Below are 19,367 nucleotides of genomic sequence, written 5' to 3' on the forward strand. Positions count from 1 at the left end.
CCGTACGGCGCACCTCGGCGAGGTGACGGTCACCGTCTGGCCGAAGCAGCTCAAGAAGATCTGCGCGAAGCGGAACATCCACGTTCTCGAATAGCGAAAGACTCCCGTAGCGTACCAAAGAAACGCGCGCGCCTCCCGGCACGCGCGTTTCGCTTTTGGAAGCCGCCCGGAGCTTCGGATCAAACCTCAGCTAAGAACTTCCCGTTCCTGAAGACGACCTTGCCGTCCGCATGGATCTCTCCGCCCTTCCGCATGTCCTTGATCATGTCCCAATGAAGGGTCGATTGGTTCATGCCTCCGGATTCGGGGATCGAGCGCCCGACCGCCATGTGGATCGAGCCTCCGATCTTCTCGTCGAAGAGAATGCTCCGAGTGAAGCGCGTGATTCCGTAGTTCGTGCCGACGGCCACTTCTCCGACGCGGCGCGCTCCTTCGTCCATGTCGAGGAGGCTCTTCAAGAGATCCTCCCCTTTCGCCGCCTCCGCTTTCACGACCTTCCCCTTCCTGAAGGCGAGCCGGACATCGGTCACCTCGCGCCCCTGATAGATGGCGGGGTACGTGTAGCGGATCGTTCCTTCGACGGAGTCCTCGACCGGACCGGTGAAGATCTCGCCGTCGGGAAGGTTGTGGTGGCCGTCACAATTGATCCACTTGCGTCCTTTCACGGACATGCGGATGTCCGTGTCCTCGCCGACGATCCGAAGATCGCGGATATGGTTGAATCTGCGGACCAGCGCCGCTTGCCGCGCGGAGATCTTCTTCCACTCGGCGATCGGGTCCTTGCGGTCGACGAAGAGCGCGCGATAGACGAAGTCCTCGTACTCCGAGAGCGCCATGTCCGCTTCCTGAGCCTCGGCTTCGACCGGGAACGGCGCGATCATGAAGGTCCATTCCTTCTTCGCCATTCGGGAGAAATAGGTCTCCACGATTCGGCGACGCGCTCTTTGCGCGCGAGCGACCTTCTTCGGGTCAACGCCGCTGTTCCTTCTCGTGTTGCTCTTCGCCCACACGAGAATCCTCGCGCGCGTCATTTCCGCCTCGTGAAGCTCGGAAGGAGAGGTTTGATCGAGCTGGTGCGGGGCCGCCTCCCGAAAAAAGATCTCCTCGGCCCAACCGGGTTGGATTCGCAGGATCGGATGACCGCCCGCCGAGAGAGTCTCCCGATAGAGCTCCTCCGCGAGAGGTTCCCCGACCGGCTCGTACGCGATCACGATCGCGTCTCCCTTCTTCACGCCGATCGAGTAGCGGCAGATGAGGCGGGCGAGGCGCTCCACGCGCGGGTCTTTCATTTCCTTCGTCTCCTTTCGTCGTACGCCCCCGGCTCCGGTCGCTCGGGGGCCGGCGGTTCCTCATCGGAGGGGAACAAGGCCGAGGTTGCGCGAGCCGGGACGGCTCCCGCGAAGAGAAAGCGCGCGCGGCCGGCCGCGAAGAGCGAATGCGAGAGAGCCCCGGAAAGAACTCCGGGGCTCCCATCGCTCTCTCCTCTCGAATCGACCCTCTACTTCCCCGGGCACTGGGAAACGACGCGAGGGTCGATCCCCTTGTTGCCGTACGCCTTGTCGAAGGCCGCGCTGAACTCCTGGGCGAGCTTCCGCGCGCGCGCGTCGTAGGCGTCCTTGTCCTTCCATGTGTTCTTCGCGATGAGCAGCTCCTTCGGAACGCCGGGGACCTCCACCGGTACTTCGATGTGGAAAAGCGGATCGCGTTCGCAGGAAACCTTCGCGAGCTTCCCGGAAAGGGCCGCGTCGACCAGCGCTCGGGTCAGCTTGATGTCCATGCGGGAGCCGACGCCGTACGGACCGCCGCTCCACCCGGTATTGACCAAGTAGACCTGCGTGCCGTGGCGCGCGAGCCTCTCTCCCAGAAGGCGCGCGTAGACATCCGGGTTGCGCGGCATGAAGGGAGCCCCGAAGAAGCGGGAGAAGGTCGAGACCGGATCCTTCACCCCCGTCTCCGTCCCCGCGAGCTTGCTCGTGTATCCCATGAGGAACCAGAGCATCGCTTGGTCCTGGTCGAGTTTCGCGACCGGCGGCAGCACGCCGTTCGCGTCGGCCGCGAGAAAGAGAATCGTCTTCGGATGTCCGCTCACCGGGTTCTTCTTGTAGTTCGTGAGGAAGGTCCGCGGGTAGGAGACCCGGGAATTCGGCGTCAGCCGCTCATCGTCGACGTCGAAGACCCCGCCCGGGTACATCATGCAATTCTCGATCAGCGCTCCGTGCTTGAGCGGGTTCGCCTTGTGGAAAGTAGCCTTCCAGATCTCGGGCTCCTTCTCCTCGCGGAGGTTGATCAGCTTCGCGTAGCAGCCGTTCTCGAAGTTCGCGATTCCGCTGTCGCACCAACCGTGCTCGTCGTCGCCGAGAAGCGCGCGCCTCGGGTCCGCCGAGAGGGTCGTCTTCCCCGTGCCGGACAGACCGAGAAGGAGCGCCGAGTTCCCCTTCTTGTCTTCGTTCGCCGAACAATGCAAGGGAAGAACTTCGATACCCGGAAGCAGATAGTTCATCACGGTGAAGATGAGCTTCTTGCAGCTTCCGCCGTACGCCGATCCGTAGACGAGCCCCACCCTCTTCTCGAAATCCATCGCGACGATCAGGTCCGAGGTCTTGCCGTCCGGGAGCTTGCGGAGCCGGCCCTCGTACTTCTTCGTCTGGATCTTGTCGTACGGAAGCACGAAGAGGAGGAACGGCGTCTTGGCGAACGGGCTCGAGCTCATCTCTTTGTGGAGGGGAAGGAACATGTTGTCCGTGAAGAGCACCGTGGATGCGAAATACGAAACGGTGCGGATGGGAAGCGCGTAGGAAGGATCCGCGCCGACCACGCGGTCGGTGATGTAGATCTGTTTCTTCGCCGCCAGGACCTTGAGACCGTCCTTCCAGAGCATGTCGAAGGTTTCCGGATCGAGGGGAATGCAGTTCGGAGAATCCCAGTCGATATCCGCCTCGATGCCCGGCCGCCTCACGATCACCGTGTCCTTCGGCGCGCGCCCCGTCGACTCGGGCGGAGTCCACGTCGCTAGGGCGCCGTTGGCGGAGACGAGAGCCTCTTTGTTGTCGATGACATGCTGGATGATCTCGCTTCGCTTGAGGTTGCGGCGCACCTTCCTGTGCTTCGCGATTACCTGATTGAGCGTCTTCGCATGATCCATAATCCGAGTCTCCTCTCCCGTCGTCGATGCCTCACGCCCGTGCGGATGAGCCGGTGAACGGTTTGTGCCCGCCTCGATCGAATCGGAGACATTATTCTAGAAGAGCGGGGCCCCGATGGCAACGAAACCGAAAGGAGGTCCGCCCGGCCCCGAGGCCCTGAGACTCCCGCCCGCCGCGGGGGCGCTAACCGGTTGTGCTATCATTCATTAGGAGGTACGATCCGCACGGATTCGAAGGGGGCGGGGTAGGACGCGGCGGTGCCTCTCGGCTCCTCTTGCGTTCCGCCGCGTTCTGTGACATTGCTTTCACGTTCCGCGCGATTCTCCCCGCCGCTTCGTGTATGATTGAGCGACGGCGAGGTTGGGCGCAGCAAGGAGTGATGATGGAAGAAGTCCGCCGAGCCCGATGCCCCCAAGAAAACTCCCGCAACGATCGCGATCCGGGAAGAGTGGTGCAAAGGGTGCGAGTTCTGCGTGAAGTACTGCCCTCGGGATGTGCTCGAGATGAACGGCGTTCTCGCCGTCGCGATTCATCCCGAGCAGTGCACGCGCTGCCAGATCTGCGTATGGGTGTGTCCGGATTTCGCGATCAAGGTGACCTAGGGGAGAACATGACAATCGTGTCGAAAGCGAATGCTGGACCCGCCAAGAGCGCGGTCCGAGTGATGACCGGTAACGAGGCGTGCGCCGAGGCGGCGATCGCGGCCGGCTGTCTGTTCTTCGGCGGCTACCCGATCACGCCTTCCTCAGAGATCGCCGAAGTCCTCTCGAAACTGCTCCCGCGCGTCGGCGGGAAGTTCATCCAGATGGAAGACGAAATCGGCGCGATGGGCGCCGTGATTGGAGCGTCGCTCGCGGGCGCCAAGGCGCTGACGGCGACCAGCGGACCCGGGTTCTCGCTCAAGCAGGAGAACATCGGCTACGCCTGCATGGCCGAGGTCCCATGCGTGATCGTGAACGTCATGCGCGGAGGACCGAGCACGGGACTCCCCACGCTTCCGGCGCAATCGGACGTGATGCAGGCCCGCTGGGGAACGCATGGAGATCACCCGATCATCGCGCTCTGTCCCCGGGGCGTACGCGAGACGTACGATTTCACCGTTCGCTCGTTCAACCTCGCGGAGACGTACCGCACGCCGGTGATCCTCCTCCTCGACGAAATCATCGGCCACGTCAACGAGAAGGTGACTCTCCCCGATCGAATCCGCGTGGTGGAGCGCGTGAAGCCCGGGGCCGACGTGACGGAGTACTTGCCGTATCCGGACACCGATACGGACGTACCGCCGATGGCGAGCTTCGGAGAGGGGCATCGTTTCCACGTGACGGGTCTCGTGCACGACGAAACCGGTTTTCCGACGAACAACCCGGAGAAGATCGAGCACATGCTCCGGCGCCTGAACCGGAAGATCGACCGTCATGCGGACCGGATCATCCAAGTGGAAGAAGATGCGAACGAGAACGCGCGGATCGGCGTCGTCGCTTACGGCTCGACGGCTCGCTCCGCTTCCTACGCGGTCCGCCTCGCTCGCGAGGAGGGCATTCCCGTCTCCATCCTCTCGCTCCTCACGATCTGGCCGTTCCCGGAGAAGCCGATCCGCGAGATGGCGAACCGCGTTTCGGACATCGTGGTTCCCGAGATGAACCTCGGCCAGCTCGCCCATGAAGTGGAATGGGCGGCCTGCGGGAAAGCCCGTGTTCACAGAGTCAACCGCATCGACGGAGAACCGATCCATCCGCAGCACGTTCTTGACGCGATCCGCGCGGCAGCGAGGGGAAAGTGATCGACTTCGAAAAATACCTGCGCATCAAGAAGTTCCCGCTGATCTGGTGCACCGGGTGCGGGAACGGAATCGTTCTCAAGGGAATGCTCGGCGCGATCGACCGGATCGGCCTCGACAAGAACAAGATCACGGTCGTCTCGGGCATCGGCTGCTCGAGCCGAGCGACCGGGTATGTCGACTTCAACACGCTGCACACCACGCACGGCCGCGCGATCGCGTTCGCCACCGGGGTCAAGTTCGCGAACCCGGAGCTCACGGTGCTCGTCGTCACAGGCGACGGCGACGCGACCGCAATCGGCGGGAATCACTTCATCCACGCTGCGCGGCGCAACATCGACATCACGGTGATTCTCTACAACAACTGGATCTACGGAATGACCGGAGGACAGGTCTCGCCCACGACCCCGCACGGCATGCGGGCGACGACTGCCCCGTTCGGCAACCCGGAGGGCTCGTTCGACATCTCCCGCCTGGCGATCGCCGCCGGCGCCTCGTTCGTCGCACGCGGCTCGGTGACGAGTCCCGTCAAGCTGAGCCAGTACATCGAAAAGGGGATCCGGAAGAAGGGATTCGCGCTGATCGAGGCGTTCACTCCGTGCCCCACAGCGTTCGGCCGGCAGAACAAGATGGGGAAGGCGATCGACAATCTTGAATGGATCGAGGAAAGAACGGTCGACGTGAAGAAGGCGGCTGCGCTCAGCCCGGAAGAACTCGAGGACAAGCTGGTAACAGGCATTCTCGTCGACGTGGAAAAAGCGGAATACACGGAGCTCTACGACAAGTTGGTCGAAAACGTGCGGGACAAACCAGTCGACCTGCACGTTCCCGAGCGTGAAGTCGTGCTCGCGAGCATCGCCGTCGCGGGAGGAGAGGAACTATGAGCTTTCGCTGCGAGATGCGTCTGAGCGGCGAGGGGGGCCAAGGTCTCGTGCTCGCTGGGAAGATCCTCGCGGAGGCTGCCGCGATCTACCAGGGTATCAACGCCACCCAGAGCCAGTCGTACGGTCCCGAGGCGCGCGGCGGGGCCAGCCGCTCCGAGATCATCCTGTCCGACGAGGACATCGACTACCCGAAAGCGGTACGGCTCGATCTTCTGCTCGCTCTCACGCAAGAGGCGTGCGACCGATACGTCGTGGACCTCAAACCGTCCGGCGTCCTTCTCGTCGATTCGGACGCGGTGAAGAAGGTGCCCGAAGGTCCGTTCAGGACGTACCGCGCGCCCGTCATCCGGGGGGCGCGGGAGACGATCGGGCGCGAAATAGTCGCGAACATCGTCGCGCTCGGCATCATCACGCGCATCGCCGACGTGATCGATGAAGAATCGGTTCGAGAGGCGATCCTCACGCGAGTGCCGAAGGGGACGGAGGAGATCAACCTGAAGGCGTTCGAGCTGGGGCTTTCCATGGCCGACCGGCTCATCGCCGAGGAAGCCGGAAAGCCCGGCGCGAACTAGCCGCCCGGAACGCGCGCTCTCCCTCCCAGACGACGCGGAGAGTGCGGCACACGCGCGGCTCACCCCAACACGCGGGCGTATCCCGCAGCCCGGACAAGCGGATATGCTGCGCTACTTCCGGCGGCTCGAGGAACGGTCCCAAGAGCTTGGGAACCACCGTCGCAAGCACGTCCACGCCGTCGACAAGCACGGCAGGCTTCTCATCGACCGTTTGGAGGAATCGGGCCTCTTCGATCGCGTTCACCTTCGCCAGCTCGCGCAGGATCCCATCGCCGAAATGGACGCGGTTCTCGAGGCGGGCCGCGACGCCGAGGAGAAGCTCGTCCTCCTCGGAACCTACTACTCGATTCAGTTTCTCCAGATGAACATCCGCTCGATCGACCTCCTGCGATTGGACGCGAGCGGGTCCGATGACCGCACAGGCGTTTGCCGCGACTTCATCCGCGGGGTCGGAGACGACTTCCTCAAGCTGATCAGCGGATACATGACGCGCGTTCTCGACCTCTCGTTCGGAGACGAGCCCCGCCCCGAGTTCATCGTTTGTTCGGTAGGAACGCGCATGCACCAGGACGATGTCGATCTGGGCATCATCGATGACGGAAGCAGGGCGCGCGTCAACCTGAACCGCGCGATCGCGAGGACGGCCCGGGAGATGATGCGCTACGCGAGCGTGCCCGATTTCTATCTCTCCGAGCACGTCGGGGTAGAGAACTACACGGCCTCGATCGACGAGTACCGCCGGCGCCTCGATAAGAAGATACTCGACTTCGTGAGCGTGACGGAGATCCTCTCCGTCTACCCGCTCGTCGGCAGCCAGGAGCTGTTCAACCGCTTCCGGAGACGGATCATCGGCCGGTACTACTACCGGCCTCGCGGCGAGAACCGAGAGCACGAGGGGTATCTCCGCGGGCTGCTGGGGGAGATCGAATCGCTCTTACTCTGGCCGCACGAGCCCGAGCGGATTCACCCCAAGGAAGACCTCCTCCGCTTGGTCGGGGCGATCGTGAGCGCCTACCGATGCGTCTATCGGATCGAGGAGTCGGATCGATGGGAGGCGATGCGGCTTCTCGGGAAGAAGGTGCGCCGCCATCGGGAGGATCTTGCCGAGCTCGAAAAGAACTACACCCACGTCGAGACCTTTCGCCATCTCTACCAGCTGTTCTCCGCGCAGGAGGAGGAGATCGATCTTACCAATCCGGTCGAGCAGAACACCCTCCAGCAGGTCGCTCTCACGATGGGATACGAAGACGTTGGGGTCATCCGCGCGCGCGAGCAGCTTCTCGTTCGGTATTTCCAGCATGTTCGGCGCGGCCGCCAGACCGTTCGATCGCTCGTGCCGCTCTTGTCCGAGCACATCCGGAAGACCTCCGTCTTTTCCACATGGATGCGACCGGACGCCCAGGATGAGGGGGCGGTTCCCAAGAGGAATCTTCCCGTCGGCTTTCTTCGCCACGTGCGCTACTTCCAGGGCATCAAGTATTGGAACGATCTCCTCGAGGCGCTTGAGAATGAACGAGGCGACCTGCTCGATCGGTTCCTTACCGACATGTTCGCTCTCGATGAGTCCCATCGCACGCAAGTCCTGAAGTACTACGCCTCCTGGGGATACGAGACGTTCTATACGCTCGAGCGCCTGCTGGTCGTGTTCGGACGAAATACGCGAAAGCGAGGCGCTCGCGAGGTGTTCGAGGGCTTGAACCGGGCCTTTCTGGACACAATCCAGGGAACGCCGGACGATATTCGGCGCCTCGCGACCGTCTTCGTTCATTACCCCTTCATGACCTACCGCTATCTGACCCTCATGGACGACCGTTCCCTGGCGGAGTTTCACTCCAAGCTCGGAGGGGAAGTCTGGGACGCGCAGGCGGGGCGTTGGCGAGATTGGCTCGTGCGTCTCTGCGAGATCCTCCGCCGATCGAGCCGGTTCTTCCGGAGATCGATCGACCGCGTGTGCGAGAATCATCCTGAGTATCTTCTCTACTTCGGCGACCTCAAGAAGCTCGACCGGATCACGAAGGGGATTCTCGCGGATCTTCTCCGCCTGCCTTCCCACGACCAGCAGAAGAAGGAACTCGGCGCCTACTACGACCTGCAGTTCCTTCGGATCGGTCTCGCCACGCTTCAAGGAATGCCTCTCTCCCAGCTTGACGCGGAATTCACCGAGTTCGCCGACTACTTCCTCGAAATCCTCTTCGATATTTGCAAGGCGGAAGTGGACGCCGAACAGGGGCGGCGTCTTCACACACACGATTTGCTCGCTCTCTTCGTCGCCGGGGGTCATGCGCGCGAGCGGGCACACCAAGACGACTACGATCTCATTGTCCTCCTTAACTCCGATTCGGAAGACGTCCATGAGTACACGAACCAGATCATCACGCGTCTCAACCGGGAGATCAGCCGGAGAGGCATCATGCCGCAATACCACCTGGCCGATCGATTCGGGAGTTTCGTGACGCGTTTCTCTGAACTCGAGAGCTTCCTGCGCGGCGAGGGGAAGACGTCTTACGTCGACATGTCCCAGCTTCTCGGCGCCCGCCAAATCGTCGGGAGCAGCCGCCTGGAAGCGGAATTCAACCGCCGGATCGTCGAAGGCTGCATCTACGAGAACAAAGACATCTACACGATCTCGGTGATCGGTGAGATCGAGTCCCGGAGAAGCTTCATGGGCGAACAATGCGAGGGAACGGAGTTCGACATCAAGGAGTGCCGGGGCGGTCTCAGGGACCTGGAAATGGGAATGCTCCTCTGGAAGGTGATGTACCGGATCCGGGAACCGATCGGAGGGCGCTTCTGGGACGTGCTCGCCGAGAAGTGCCCCGGACAGCGCTGGGAGTTCAAGGAGTTGAAGGAATCGTATCAGTTCCTGAATCGCCTTCGGGACGTCTACCGACTCTCGGTCGCCCCGGTCAACGTGCTGAACCCCGCCTTCATGGGGCGCCCGGCCGAGCTGCTCGGCTATCGTTCCTCCGACGGCCTCACCGCCGGCGAGAAGCTCCTCCGCGACCATGCGAAGCACTCCTCCCGGGTCGCCGAGAGCCTCGATCGGCTCATCCGGGACGCCGTCAAGTTCGAGGGAGGAACCTCTCCTCCAGAAGGCCGTGCCGAAGCCCTCGATCGCTGACGACGAACTTCGGCGCCCCCAGCTTCAGGAGCGCCGCGCGCGCCACCGCCGCTCCCGCGAGAATCACGTCGGCGCGTTCGGGCGGAAGACCCTTGATCTTCTTGCGTTCCTCGACCGAAAGGGGCCGCAAGAGATCGATCTGGCGTTCGAGCTCGACGAGAGCGACCTCGGCCCCTCTCGTACCCGCCGGATCGAAGGGCTCCGTCCGTCTCATGACCGCCGCGATCGTCGCAGCGGTTCCCCCGACGCCGATCGGCGCTTCCGCACAGAGAGGAAGACCAGAAAGAGCGCTTGTCACATGAAGCAAAAGCTCCTCGAGTTCCCGCGCGGCGACCGGATCCGAGCGGAGAAACCGATCGGTCAGAAACCGGACGCCGATCGGAAGGCTGACCGTTCTCTCGATCCGATCGCCGCTGCCGCTCGCGAACTCGACGCTCCCGCCTCCTATGTCGAACACACATGTCTCCCCTTCGGCGCGGCCCAGGATCGAACGGGCTCCGCGGTAGGAGAGCCTCGCCTCTTCTTCGCCGGAGAGGATCTCGATCGAGACGCCGAGAGCGCGCGACCGAGCGAGAAACTCGTCCGCGTTCCCGGCCGTCCTCAGCCCCATCGTTCCGACGACCACGACGCCTCGCGCGCCCCGCTCTCGAGCGGCCTCGAGGAACTCCGCAAGGACACCGAGGGTTCTCTCCGCAGCTTCCTCCCCGATCCGGCCTCGCGCGTGAAGGTCCTTCCCGAGACGCGTGACGGCGACCCGTTCCTCGACGACCTCGATGCCGGCAAGAGAGACACTCGCGATGAGCAGCTTCACCGAGTTCGTCCCGATGTCGATCGCCGCCCGTGTTTCCGATCCGCGTCTCTTGCGGGATTCCTGCATCCCTTCGTTCCCTCCGTTCCGCCCAAAGCGCGGTCAATCCGCAATCAACAAACCGATCAAGGCGGCCGCCGCCACCCAGAGAACTGCATAGTCCATCCCGAGCACCGGAAGGAAGAGAACGCTTCCGGCGAGCGCGCCGGCGCTCCCCCCGATGAGGTCCGCCGCGTAGAGCGTCTCGCCGGACGCACCTCTCCTTTCCGCTGCGCGGCAGAAGATCGCCCCCACGAGAAGAGCCCCGAGAAGAAGCCACGCAAAGAAGACCGGAACCGAACCCGCGACGCCCCATCGGAAGAAGGCGATCGTGAGGAGCGAGTGCGCGGCCAGCAAGAGAAGCAAGATTCGGCCGCCGCCCGGCGCGCGCGCGGCGAGCCTCCCCGCCCAAGGCGAGAGCGCCAGACCTCCCATGAACCCGGCGAGAAGAAGACCGACATCGCGATACAAGACCCCGCTCGCAGTCTGAAACCGAAGAAGGACCGCGAACTCGATCACAACCCCCGCGAAACCGGCAAGCGCGACGAGAAGCGCATCGGCTCGGGGAGACCCGCCGCGCATCCGAAAGAAGACGGCGAAGAGCAAGACGAGAAACGCCCAGATCCAGGCTCCCCCGGGAAGATCGAGATCGGCGAAGGGCCTATGAAAGCGAGAGAGCCAGAGGAGAATCGTGAAGGAGTAGCAGATCGGCCGTCTGTCCGAGTTGACCGGCACGAGAAGCCCGCGCATCTTCTCGTCGATCGAAGCGAAGCGGTCATTCGTATAGAGATAGCGAACGTATGTATCGTTCACGAGTCGAGTTTCGATCGCTCGTTCTCGGAGACGGCGGCCGAGCGCGCCGTGGTCCCGATCGAGGGGCTCGTCGGAGGCGAGAAAGATGTTCGAGGCGCCGGGCAGAACGACGACATCCGAGAACGTCTCTCGCAGGGCTCGGTGGATGCTGGCGTTTCTTCGCGCGAGAAGCGGCGTCCAGAGTTGCTCCGCGGAGGCGAGCCGAAAGGCGAGCACACCCCCGGGCCGAAGGGCGCGCGCGGAATCGCGGAAGAACTCGCGTGTGAAGAACCGGTTCGAAGCGCCTGCACCCGGATCAGGCCCGTCGATAAGAACGGCGTCGTAGCGGCTCGCGGCCCGCCGCACTTCCCGCCTCGGATCGCCGACAAGAAGCCGAACGTCCGGCGCTCCTTCCGAAACTCGCCGATCCTCCGGCAGATGCTTCCGGCCGAGCTCCAATAGGGCGCGGTCCGTTTCCACTACGTCGATCCGATCGGGGCGATGCTTCCGAGCCTCGACCGCCGCGCCGGTCATCGAGCCCCCAACGAGAAGAACTTCTCTCGGAGATTCCCTCTGGATCAGCGCGAGATGGACGAGCTCCTCAGGATTCGTGCTCTCCGTGTCGAACGAGAGCGCGCCGTTTTCGAAGACCGCGATCTGTCCCCCCCTCTCCGTCAGCGTGATCCGGCCGTAGGGGGAGTCGCGGCTCGCGAGAAGCGATGGGAGTTGCCACCGCTGGGTCTTTCGGTCGACGTCGTCGCCCGCGAGAAGAAGCACTCCGAGGAGCGCGCTCCCGCCAACGCGGAAGAGAAGACGAGACGACGCGCCGAGGCGCGGGAAGAACGACGCGACGAAGAGAGCCGAAGACCCGAGGAGAAGCGCGACCGCCGAGGCGGGAGCTCCTGCGGCGAGAAGAAGAACGGACGCGATGCCCCCCGCCACCCCGCCGAGCGACTCGAGCCCATACGCGACCCCGAAGCCTCCGCCGAGAGCGCGCGAGCGCCGCGCGGCTTGAACGAACGATAGCCCGAGGATGAATCCGGCGGGCGCGAGCACGATCGCCAGCACGACGACCTGCTGTTCCAGGGGGAGATAGGCTCCCGGCGTCGCGCGAAGGAGAAGACGCGCGCCCCTGGCGAGCGCGACGGTTGCGGGCAACGCGAGGCCGGCCAGCGCGAGGCACGGCGCCGGCTCCGCGCCGGTCCCGCCCCATCCCCTCCGTCCGGCGAAAGCCCCCGCGCCGGTGCCGATCATCCAGAAAGCGATGGATAGAAGAACGACGAGCTCGCTCCCGAAGAACGCGACCGCCGATTCCCGAATGAGAACGACCTGGGCGAGAATCGAGAAGAACCCGATGAAGATCAGGACGAACTGCATCTCTAGTTATGATCCGGCAGAAACTCGACCGGTGTTTCTCGGCCGGTCGGTCCGGGCGCGGCGGATCGTTTATCGCACGACTTCTTCTTCGTGAAAGACATCCGCTTGAAACACGAAGAGTCGCGCTTCCTTCTTCCAACAGCCGCCCGGAAGACCCGCTTTCGCGCAGAGATGATCGAGCATCTCCTCGCGGCTCCATCCTTGTTCGGGCGCCACCTGCGGGAGAAAGATGGCGGACCTTCCGTCCTTTTCGATCACGACGCCGTCCCGGCCGACCACGATGTCTCCCGGCTTTGCGACTCTCCGCCTCGGCGTGAGAACCGAGATCTCGATTGCGATCTCGCCCCACTCCTCGAGCGTCAGGGGAGCGAAGCGGCGATCGCTGAAGGCCGACTTGAGAGCCGTCTCCGACACGACACGATAGAGAGGCCGATCCTCTCCCATGTGTCCGATGCACCCCCTCAGCTCTCCGTTCTTCTTCAGCGTGACGAAGGCGCCCCTCGCGACGAGGAGCTCCGGATCGTCGGCGCGCGGAAGAGGCGCGGTGCGCGTCCGAAGGTACTGATCGATTGTGCACCGCGCGTGGCGAAGAAGAGCACGCTTCTGATCCGCGCGGAGCGGCGAGCCGTCCCCCTTCGCGCTCGGCCGGTCGAGGCCGGAGAAGTCGGGGGAGGTCACGCCGGTCCCAAACACGACCGCGCCGTACCCGACGACTCGCCCCGGATCTCCGATTGCGGCATCTCCGGAGTTCGCGTAGCTCACGGCGACCCCGTACGGCGCGCCTAGTCTTCTTGCCGCGCGCATGACCACGAGTATCGGCGCTTCGCCGCACGCGGCCGTGGAGAGCCCCGGGATGCCCCGGTTCATCTCGCGGCGGATCGTCGCCCGCACCGAGTCCGGATCGCCCGCGGCGATCGCCCGAAGAACCCTCCCGTCGGTCGTCGCCGCGTCGTCTTGCGCCGGATAGTGGGAGAGATCCGTGCTCGCGACGATCAGCGCTCCCCGATCCGCGGCCGCGTCGGCGAGCGCGTCGCCGAGAGCATCGCAGAGATCCGGATCGGCGCTCCCGACGACGACAGGCACGATCTTCGCCCTCGGGAAGAGCACCTGGATGAACGGAACCTGAACCTCGACCGAGTGCTCCCTCTCGTGCGCGTCCTTTCGCGAGACGAAGCGCCCGTCCGACCTCAGCAGCTTCTTCGCGAACTCCGCGTCGACGGGGACTTCTCCGAGCGGCGTGCGGAAGGAGCCTTCCGCCCAAACAGCGGCGCCCCGAAAGGCCGGGACCGTATGGTTCGTTCCAATAATGATCACGGTCGAAGGATTGAGGTCCGCGGCTTGTTTGTAGGCGTCTGCCGCGATCTGCGCGGAATAGATGTAGCCGGCGTGCGGCGCGATGAGAGCCATCGGACCGGGGACCGGCCGGTCGACCGCGTCCTCGAGGTAGCAGTCGATCGCCCGGCGAAGCTCGGATGGATCCGCAGGATAGAAACTCCCCGCAACCGCCTCGGGACGGGTTTCTCCGAGCGCCTCGCCCGGACCGGCGATGATGAGGGCAGTCAATATGAGAAAGACGAGCCCACCAAGCGGGACGGGTGAGCCGCTGTTGCCAGCCCGAGATCCCCGCCCGCAGTAGAAAACGCGGAGGGGAGGAAGGGAGATCCGTGTAGCCTGGGCTCCGCGCGCGTTTTCGTCGCGAGGGCGGGAAGCGCGCGGCGAGAGGCCGACCTGGACGAGCCGCTTCCGGAAGCGTAGCCCCGGCGCTACACTGAGGAAGCGGCGACGGAAGGGAGGCCTCGCAGCCCGAGATCCCCGCCCGCAGTAGAAAACGCGCGCGGAGCCCAGGCTACCAGAGGCCCGCGATCGCGGTGCCGCAAGCCTCACACGCCCCTCCCTTCAGGCGCGCCGCGCGGACGGAGAAGCCCCTCCGTTCCACGACGATCTCCCCGCACCCAGGGCAGAAGGTATGGTTCCCCGGATGCCCGGGAACGTTGCCGACGTATGGATAGCGAAGACCCGCGGCGAGAGCGATCTCCCGCGCGCGTTCCAGCGTCGAGATTGGGGTCGGCGGAAGGTTCATCAATTGATAATCCGGATGAAAACGAGTGAAGTGCACAGGGACGTCCGGCCCCGCCTCGCCGACTACCCATTCACAAAGACCCTTCAGGTCTTCTTCCGAATCATTGAGAGTGGGAACGACGAGGTTGACGATCTCCAGATGGACTCCTTTCGCCGCGATCGTCCGGATCGTGCGGAGAACGGGCGCGAGGTCCGCCCCGCATACGTTCCGATAGAAGTCCTCGCTATATCCCTTGAGATCGATCTTGATCGCGTCGAGTATCGTGCAGAACTCGGCGAGCGGCTCGGAATTCATGAAACCGCAACTGACGAGGACATGACGGATTCCGCGAGGTTTCCCCTCGTTCACGATATCCCGTATGTACTCGAAGAAGACGGTCGGCTCGTTGTAGGTGAACGCGATCACGGGCGCCCCGTTGCGCTCCGCGCCCCGCACGATCGCAGCCGGAGTGATCTCGGGCGCGTTCAGATCCTCCGGGCTCGCCTGCGAAAGCTCCCAGTTCTGGCAGAACCTGCATCGAAGCGGACAGCCCGCCGTTCCGATCGAGTAGGCGAGAGACCCGGGGAGGAAATGATAGAAGGGCTTCTTCTCGATCGGATCGGTGTGGACTGCCGCCGGACGGCCGTAGGAGAGCGTCCTGAGCGTACCGCCGACGTTCTCGCGCACGCGACACCGGCCGCGTTCGCCGCCCTGGATCGCACACTCGTGCGCGCAGAGAAAGCACTTCACAAGCCGGGGGTCGTGCTCGAAGGCGGGGTCGAGCGCATCGGCGTCCGCGTGGCAGCGCGCGCAGTTCCCGGCTGCTCCCGCGACGGAGGACCAATAAGAGGCCTCCGGGGCACCTTGCGCGAGGGGACTCGCTCCGCGGGCCGCCGCCTCGACGGACCGGCCGAAAAGCGCCTCCAGCCAGGGTGGGGCCGCCAAGAGGAGCGCCCCCCCGACCGCACCGGCGCGCCCGGTGCACGCGAGGAATCGGCGTCTCGTCAGTCCGCGTTCGGCCATCTCTTCCGCTCGCACGCTCGCCGCGTGCATCGGGGATTCGTTCTTATCTTCTCACATTTGTCGCGACGCGGCAATCCCCGAGCGGAGATGCGGCCCGACCGACCGAGGCGGTCGACTCAGGAGCTCGAACTCCTTACAATGAACCGAGAGCGAGGACGGGGAGGTGGACGAGCCGATGCGTTTCGAAGACGACCGCTACTGCTACCTTTGCGGACCGGCGAACCCGATCGGTCTTCGCGTCGAGCCGAACAAAGCGGACGGTCGATGCGAGATCCGGTGGATGCCGGAAAGGGAGTACCAAGGCTTCCGGAATATTCTTCATGGTGGAATCATTTCGGCCCTTCTCGACGAGGCGATGGCGCACGCGGTTCTCACGGTCGCCCCCGGCGCGGCGACCGCGGAGCTTTCGGTGACCTTTCGAAAACCCGCGCGGACCGATCGCGAGGTTCATGTCCGGGCGCGCGTCGAGGATCGGAGAGGACGCCTCGTGCGCGCGTCGGCGGTCCTCGTTCAGGAAGGGGAGGAACGAGCGTCGGCCGAGGCGAGGTTCGTCGTGCTCGCGAAGCCCGCCGCGGAATGACGCCCCGCAATCCGTTGTTTTCCAATCGGTTGAACCGCTCGCTCGTAGGAGCAGCCTCGCGCGGCCCGCAAAGCGAGCCCGTGTTTCGCGTGGACTCGCCGCGCCGGCTCTTGGTAGAATCGACGCGGGTTCGTTCGTCGATCCTCGGGATCCCGAAGCCCTCCGCGAGGTCCGCTCGCCGGTGCGGATGCGTGAGAGTCGGGCCCGGAGATCGTCTTCTTCGGCGGGAGGAACATGCATGGAAACCAGGGTTCGCCGGATCGACTACTTCCACGCCACGGTCAAGGACCGACCGGGCGAGGCGTTCGAGATTCTGAGTCGCCTGCGCGCATCGGGAGTCAACCTCCTCGCGTTCAGCGCCGTTCCGTGCGGCCTCGGCAACACGCAGCTCGTCCTCTTCCCAGAAGACGTACAAAGCCTCGCGCGGGCGGCGGCCGACTCGGACATGGTTCTCATCGGACCGCACCGCGCGTTCCTCGTTCAGGGCGACGACAGGTTGGGAGCGATCTCGGAGATCCACCGGAAGCTCTTCGAGGCCAGCGTCAACGTCTACGCATCGAACGGGGTGACCGACGGCAAGGGCGGCTACGGCTACATCTTCTACGTGAAGCCGGAGGAGTTCGAGCGAGCCGCCCGCGCGCTCGGCGTCTAGCCGCTCTCGGCGCCTGATCCCTTCGTGGATAAAGGATCGGGCACTGAGCCTCCCCCCGAACACGTATCGGGCAAGCCGGAGACTCTCGCTCCATTCCTTTGGAGACGGGACGGACGCCCGCTGCCTGCCGCGTGAATCAGGCGACCCTCGTCGGCGACCATCTCGCGCGACCGGCCGCCGCGGTGAAGAATGGACGAACACCGAGAACTCTGGTGGAAATCGCCGACGGTCGAACTCGCGAAAGTCGAGCACCTCCGTCTTCCCGACGGTTTCACGACCGCTCGCGGCGCGTGCATCCCCTCGATCCAGGTGAGCTTCGAATCGTGGGGCGTTCTGAACGAGCGCAAGAACAACGCGGTCCTCATCGCGCATCCCCTGACGGCCGATTGTCACGCGACCGGATCGTTCGCGGGCGAGCCTCCCGGATGGTGGGAAGGGGTGATCGGTCCCGGAAACTCGATCGACACGAACCGGTACTTCGTCGTCTGCCCGAACCTCCTCGGCGGATGCTACGGCACGACCGGTCCGCGCTTCCCGGCGCCGGACGGCGGCCCTTACCTCGATCGTTTCCCGCTTCTGTCTCCGAGCGACATGATGCGGGTCCAAAGTCTCTTCGTGAAGCAGCTCGGGATCGAGCGGCTCCGCATGGTCGTTGGACCGAGCATGGGCGGAATGATCGCGTGGGAATGGGCGATCGAGGCGGGAGAGGATCTGGACCTCGCGGTGATCGTCGCCGCGCCGCTCCGCACGACCGCGTACCAGATCGGATTGAACTGGCTGCAGAGACGCGGGATCGAGCTCGATCTTCGAGAAGACCCGGCGATGGCGGATTGGGGGCGGATGGTGGCGCGCGGCGTCGGAATGCTGAGCTATCGCTCTCCGGTCGGACTCGAGGAGAAGTTCGGCCGCGTGTGGTTCCGCGAGCCCGGCTCCGTGCTCGGGGAGCGCGGGATGTTCAACATCGAGTCGTGGCTCCGTCATCACGGAAAGCGGATCGTCCGCCGCTTCGATCCGTATACGTATCTTCTCTTCAGCCGCGCGATGGACCTCCACGATATCGGCGAGGGGCGGGGCGGGCTCATCGCGGCGCTCGACCGCGTGCGATGCCGCGTGCTCGTCGTCGGTGTGAGCAGCGACAACCTCTACCCGCCGGCCGAGGTCCATCAGGGGGCGGACGTTCTCCGTCATCTCGGGAAGCCGGTCGAGTACGCGGAGATCCGCTCGCCGCACGGGCACGACGCCGTGTTCATCGAAACACGGCCGATCGGAGCGTGCATCCGCGGGCTCCTCGAACGGGAACCGAGGATCGTGCCGACGCCGGCGGAGCGGGAAATCCGCGTCGTGCGAATCGGGATTCTCGGGGCGGGGCGCGTGGCTTCCTTGTTCGCGCGACTCCTCGCGGATCGGCACGAGGTAACCCGTCGCGAGTACGGGCTCGAGTTCGTCGTCGCCGCCGTCGCGGACACCGACCCGGAGAAGAGACCCGGGCCCGAGTTCGAGGGGGCTGATTTCGGACGCGACCCGGAGGCGCTCGTCCGAAGAAAGGACATCGACGCGCTCGTCGAGGCGACGAGCGGAACGGACGCCCATAGGATCATCGAACAGGCGATCGAGCGGCGGCTTCCGGTCGTCACACCGAACAAGTCCCTTGTTCACGAGCACGGCGCGCGACTCGAATCGCTCGCCCTCGAACGCGGCGTGCGGCTCGCCTATCAGAACGCGATCTCCGCCGGTTGGCCGCTCCTCTACGCGATCGAGCGCCCGCTCGGCGGCATCGTTGTTTCGTCGATCGAGGCGATTCTTTCCTCCGCGGCCGGCGCCGCCCTCGAGCGGATCGAATCGGGAGCGACGTTCGACGAGGCGACCCGCTTTCTCCGCGAGGAAGGCTTCTCGGAGTTCGACCCGGAGCTCGACACGTCCGGCTGGGACTCCGCGCAGAAGCTCGCCGTTCTCCTCTCGCGCGCCGAGGAAGCGCGCATCACCGCTTCCGATCTGTTCGTGAAGGGAATCGAGACGATCGACCCGGTGCTCGCGCGGGCGGCAATCCCGCTCGGTCTTCGCGTGCGGCTCGTCGCGATCTATCGCTCTCTTGCGGAAGGACTCGAGGCCGGCGTTCTCCCGGCGGCAGTCCCCGCGGAAGGGCACCTCGGTTCGGTTCGAGCCGAAGATAACGTGGTGATCCTGCGGAGCGGCGAGGGGGGCGAAATGGTTTACATCGGAAAAGGACGCGGGAGTCTTCCCGTCGCAACGGCCGTCTTCAACGACCTCGTCGGCCTCTTTCACCCGAGCCGGAGCTGGACCGGGCAATTCCCCCGCCCGCCGAGAAAGCCGGCCCCGCCGCGCTTCGAACGGCATCTCGCCATGCGGGACGGAACAGCGTTCTTTTCGGATGCTCCCGCGCCGGGTTCCGTCCCCGTTCTCGATTCGTTCTTGGCGAGCGGATGAGTTTCCGCATCGCGGAAACGCGAGTCGGACTCGCGAGCATGAAGAAACGGTTCCGCTCGATCGCGCGAGCATCCGCCAAGGAAGAACCGGCCCCG

Annotated in this window: 14 protein-coding genes; 8 read left to right on the forward strand and 6 right to left on the reverse strand. The window is 64.5% G+C overall.

The features are described 5' to 3' along the window. Positions 1–179: 179 nt before the first annotated feature. Both FJY73_02865 and FJY73_02870 read right to left on the reverse strand, forming a co-directional pair. Positions 180–1,289: an aminopeptidase gene (locus FJY73_02865; protein MBM3319599.1), complete on the reverse strand. Its 1,110-nt coding sequence runs from the start codon at positions 1,287–1,289 to the stop codon at positions 180–182. 209 nt (positions 1,290–1,498) lie between these two features. Then, complete coding sequence (locus tag FJY73_02870; protein ID MBM3319600.1) at positions 1,499–3,142, reverse strand: phosphoenolpyruvate carboxykinase (ATP); 1,644 nt, start codon at positions 3,140–3,142, stop codon at positions 1,499–1,501. 432 nt (positions 3,143–3,574) lie between these two features. Here FJY73_02870 and FJY73_02875 point away from each other — a divergent pair, with 432 nt between their 5' ends. From FJY73_02875 to FJY73_02895, 5 genes are all read left to right on the forward strand, one after another. Beyond that, positions 3,575–3,745, forward strand: coding sequence for a 4Fe-4S binding protein (locus FJY73_02875; GenBank protein ID MBM3319601.1), 171 nt, complete (start codon positions 3,575–3,577; stop codon positions 3,743–3,745). Positions 3,746–3,753: 8 nt separating this feature from the next. Then, complete coding sequence (locus tag FJY73_02880) at positions 3,754–4,923, forward strand: 2-oxoacid:acceptor oxidoreductase subunit alpha (GenBank protein MBM3319602.1); 1,170 nt, start codon at positions 3,754–3,756, stop codon at positions 4,921–4,923. An 83-nt stretch (positions 4,924–5,006) separates the two neighbouring features. Further along, positions 5,007–5,804: a 2-oxoacid:ferredoxin oxidoreductase subunit beta gene (locus tag FJY73_02885; protein ID MBM3319603.1), complete on the forward strand. Its 798-nt coding sequence runs from the start codon at positions 5,007–5,009 to the stop codon at positions 5,802–5,804. Further along, a complete protein-coding gene (locus FJY73_02890; protein ID MBM3319604.1) occupies positions 5,801–6,376 on the forward strand; it encodes a 2-oxoacid:acceptor oxidoreductase family protein in 576 nt (191 codons plus the stop codon). The genes FJY73_02885 and FJY73_02890 overlap by 4 nt, the downstream gene beginning before the upstream one ends. 103 nt (positions 6,377–6,479) lie before the next feature. Further along, positions 6,480–9,497, forward strand: a complete 3,018-nt coding sequence (locus tag FJY73_02895) for a hypothetical protein (GenBank protein MBM3319605.1) — start codon at positions 6,480–6,482, stop codon at positions 9,495–9,497. Here the strand turns inward: FJY73_02895 and FJY73_02900 are convergent. The 4 genes from FJY73_02900 to amrS all read right to left on the reverse strand — a co-directional run bounded on the left by FJY73_02900 (position 9,439) and on the right by amrS (position 15,595). Next, the gene (locus FJY73_02900) at positions 9,439–10,374 is read right to left on the reverse strand and encodes a Ppx/GppA family phosphatase (protein MBM3319606.1); all 936 of its coding nucleotides are present in this window, start codon (positions 10,372–10,374) and stop codon (positions 9,439–9,441) included. The two genes, FJY73_02895 and FJY73_02900, sit on opposite strands and share 59 nt — an antisense overlap. 33 nt (positions 10,375–10,407) lie before the next feature. After that, positions 10,408–12,513 carry a hypothetical protein gene (locus tag FJY73_02905; protein ID MBM3319607.1) on the reverse strand — a complete coding sequence of 702 codons (2,106 nt, stop codon included), beginning with the start codon at positions 12,511–12,513 and terminating at the stop codon, positions 10,408–10,410. Between the two features lie 69 nt (positions 12,514–12,582). Then, positions 12,583–14,076: an AmmeMemoRadiSam system protein B gene (gene amrB, locus FJY73_02910; protein MBM3319608.1), complete on the reverse strand. Its 1,494-nt coding sequence runs from the start codon at positions 14,074–14,076 to the stop codon at positions 12,583–12,585. Between the two features lie 283 nt (positions 14,077–14,359). Next, positions 14,360–15,595, reverse strand: a complete 1,236-nt coding sequence (gene amrS, locus FJY73_02915; GenBank protein MBM3319609.1) for an AmmeMemoRadiSam system radical SAM enzyme — start codon at positions 15,593–15,595, stop codon at positions 14,360–14,362. 175 nt (positions 15,596–15,770) lie between these two features. On the opposite strand from amrS, the gene FJY73_02920 reads away from it, so the two are divergent. The 3 genes from FJY73_02920 (at position 15,771) to FJY73_02930 (ending at position 19,272) form a co-directional block, all read left to right on the forward strand. Further along, positions 15,771–16,175, forward strand: a complete 405-nt coding sequence (locus FJY73_02920; GenBank protein ID MBM3319610.1) for a PaaI family thioesterase — start codon at positions 15,771–15,773, stop codon at positions 16,173–16,175. A 238-nt stretch (positions 16,176–16,413) separates the two neighbouring features. Beyond that, positions 16,414–16,827, forward strand: coding sequence for a hypothetical protein (locus FJY73_02925; GenBank protein MBM3319611.1), 414 nt, complete (start codon positions 16,414–16,416; stop codon positions 16,825–16,827). A 189-nt stretch (positions 16,828–17,016) separates the two neighbouring features. Then, complete coding sequence (locus FJY73_02930) at positions 17,017–19,272, forward strand: homoserine O-acetyltransferase (GenBank protein ID MBM3319612.1); 2,256 nt, start codon at positions 17,017–17,019, stop codon at positions 19,270–19,272. The last annotated feature ends 95 nt before the right edge of the window (positions 19,273–19,367 follow it).

Source organism: Candidatus Eisenbacteria bacterium (assembly GCA_016867715.1).
In the GTDB taxonomy this organism is placed as follows: domain Bacteria; phylum Orphanbacterota; class Orphanbacteria; order Orphanbacterales; family Orphanbacteraceae; genus VGIW01.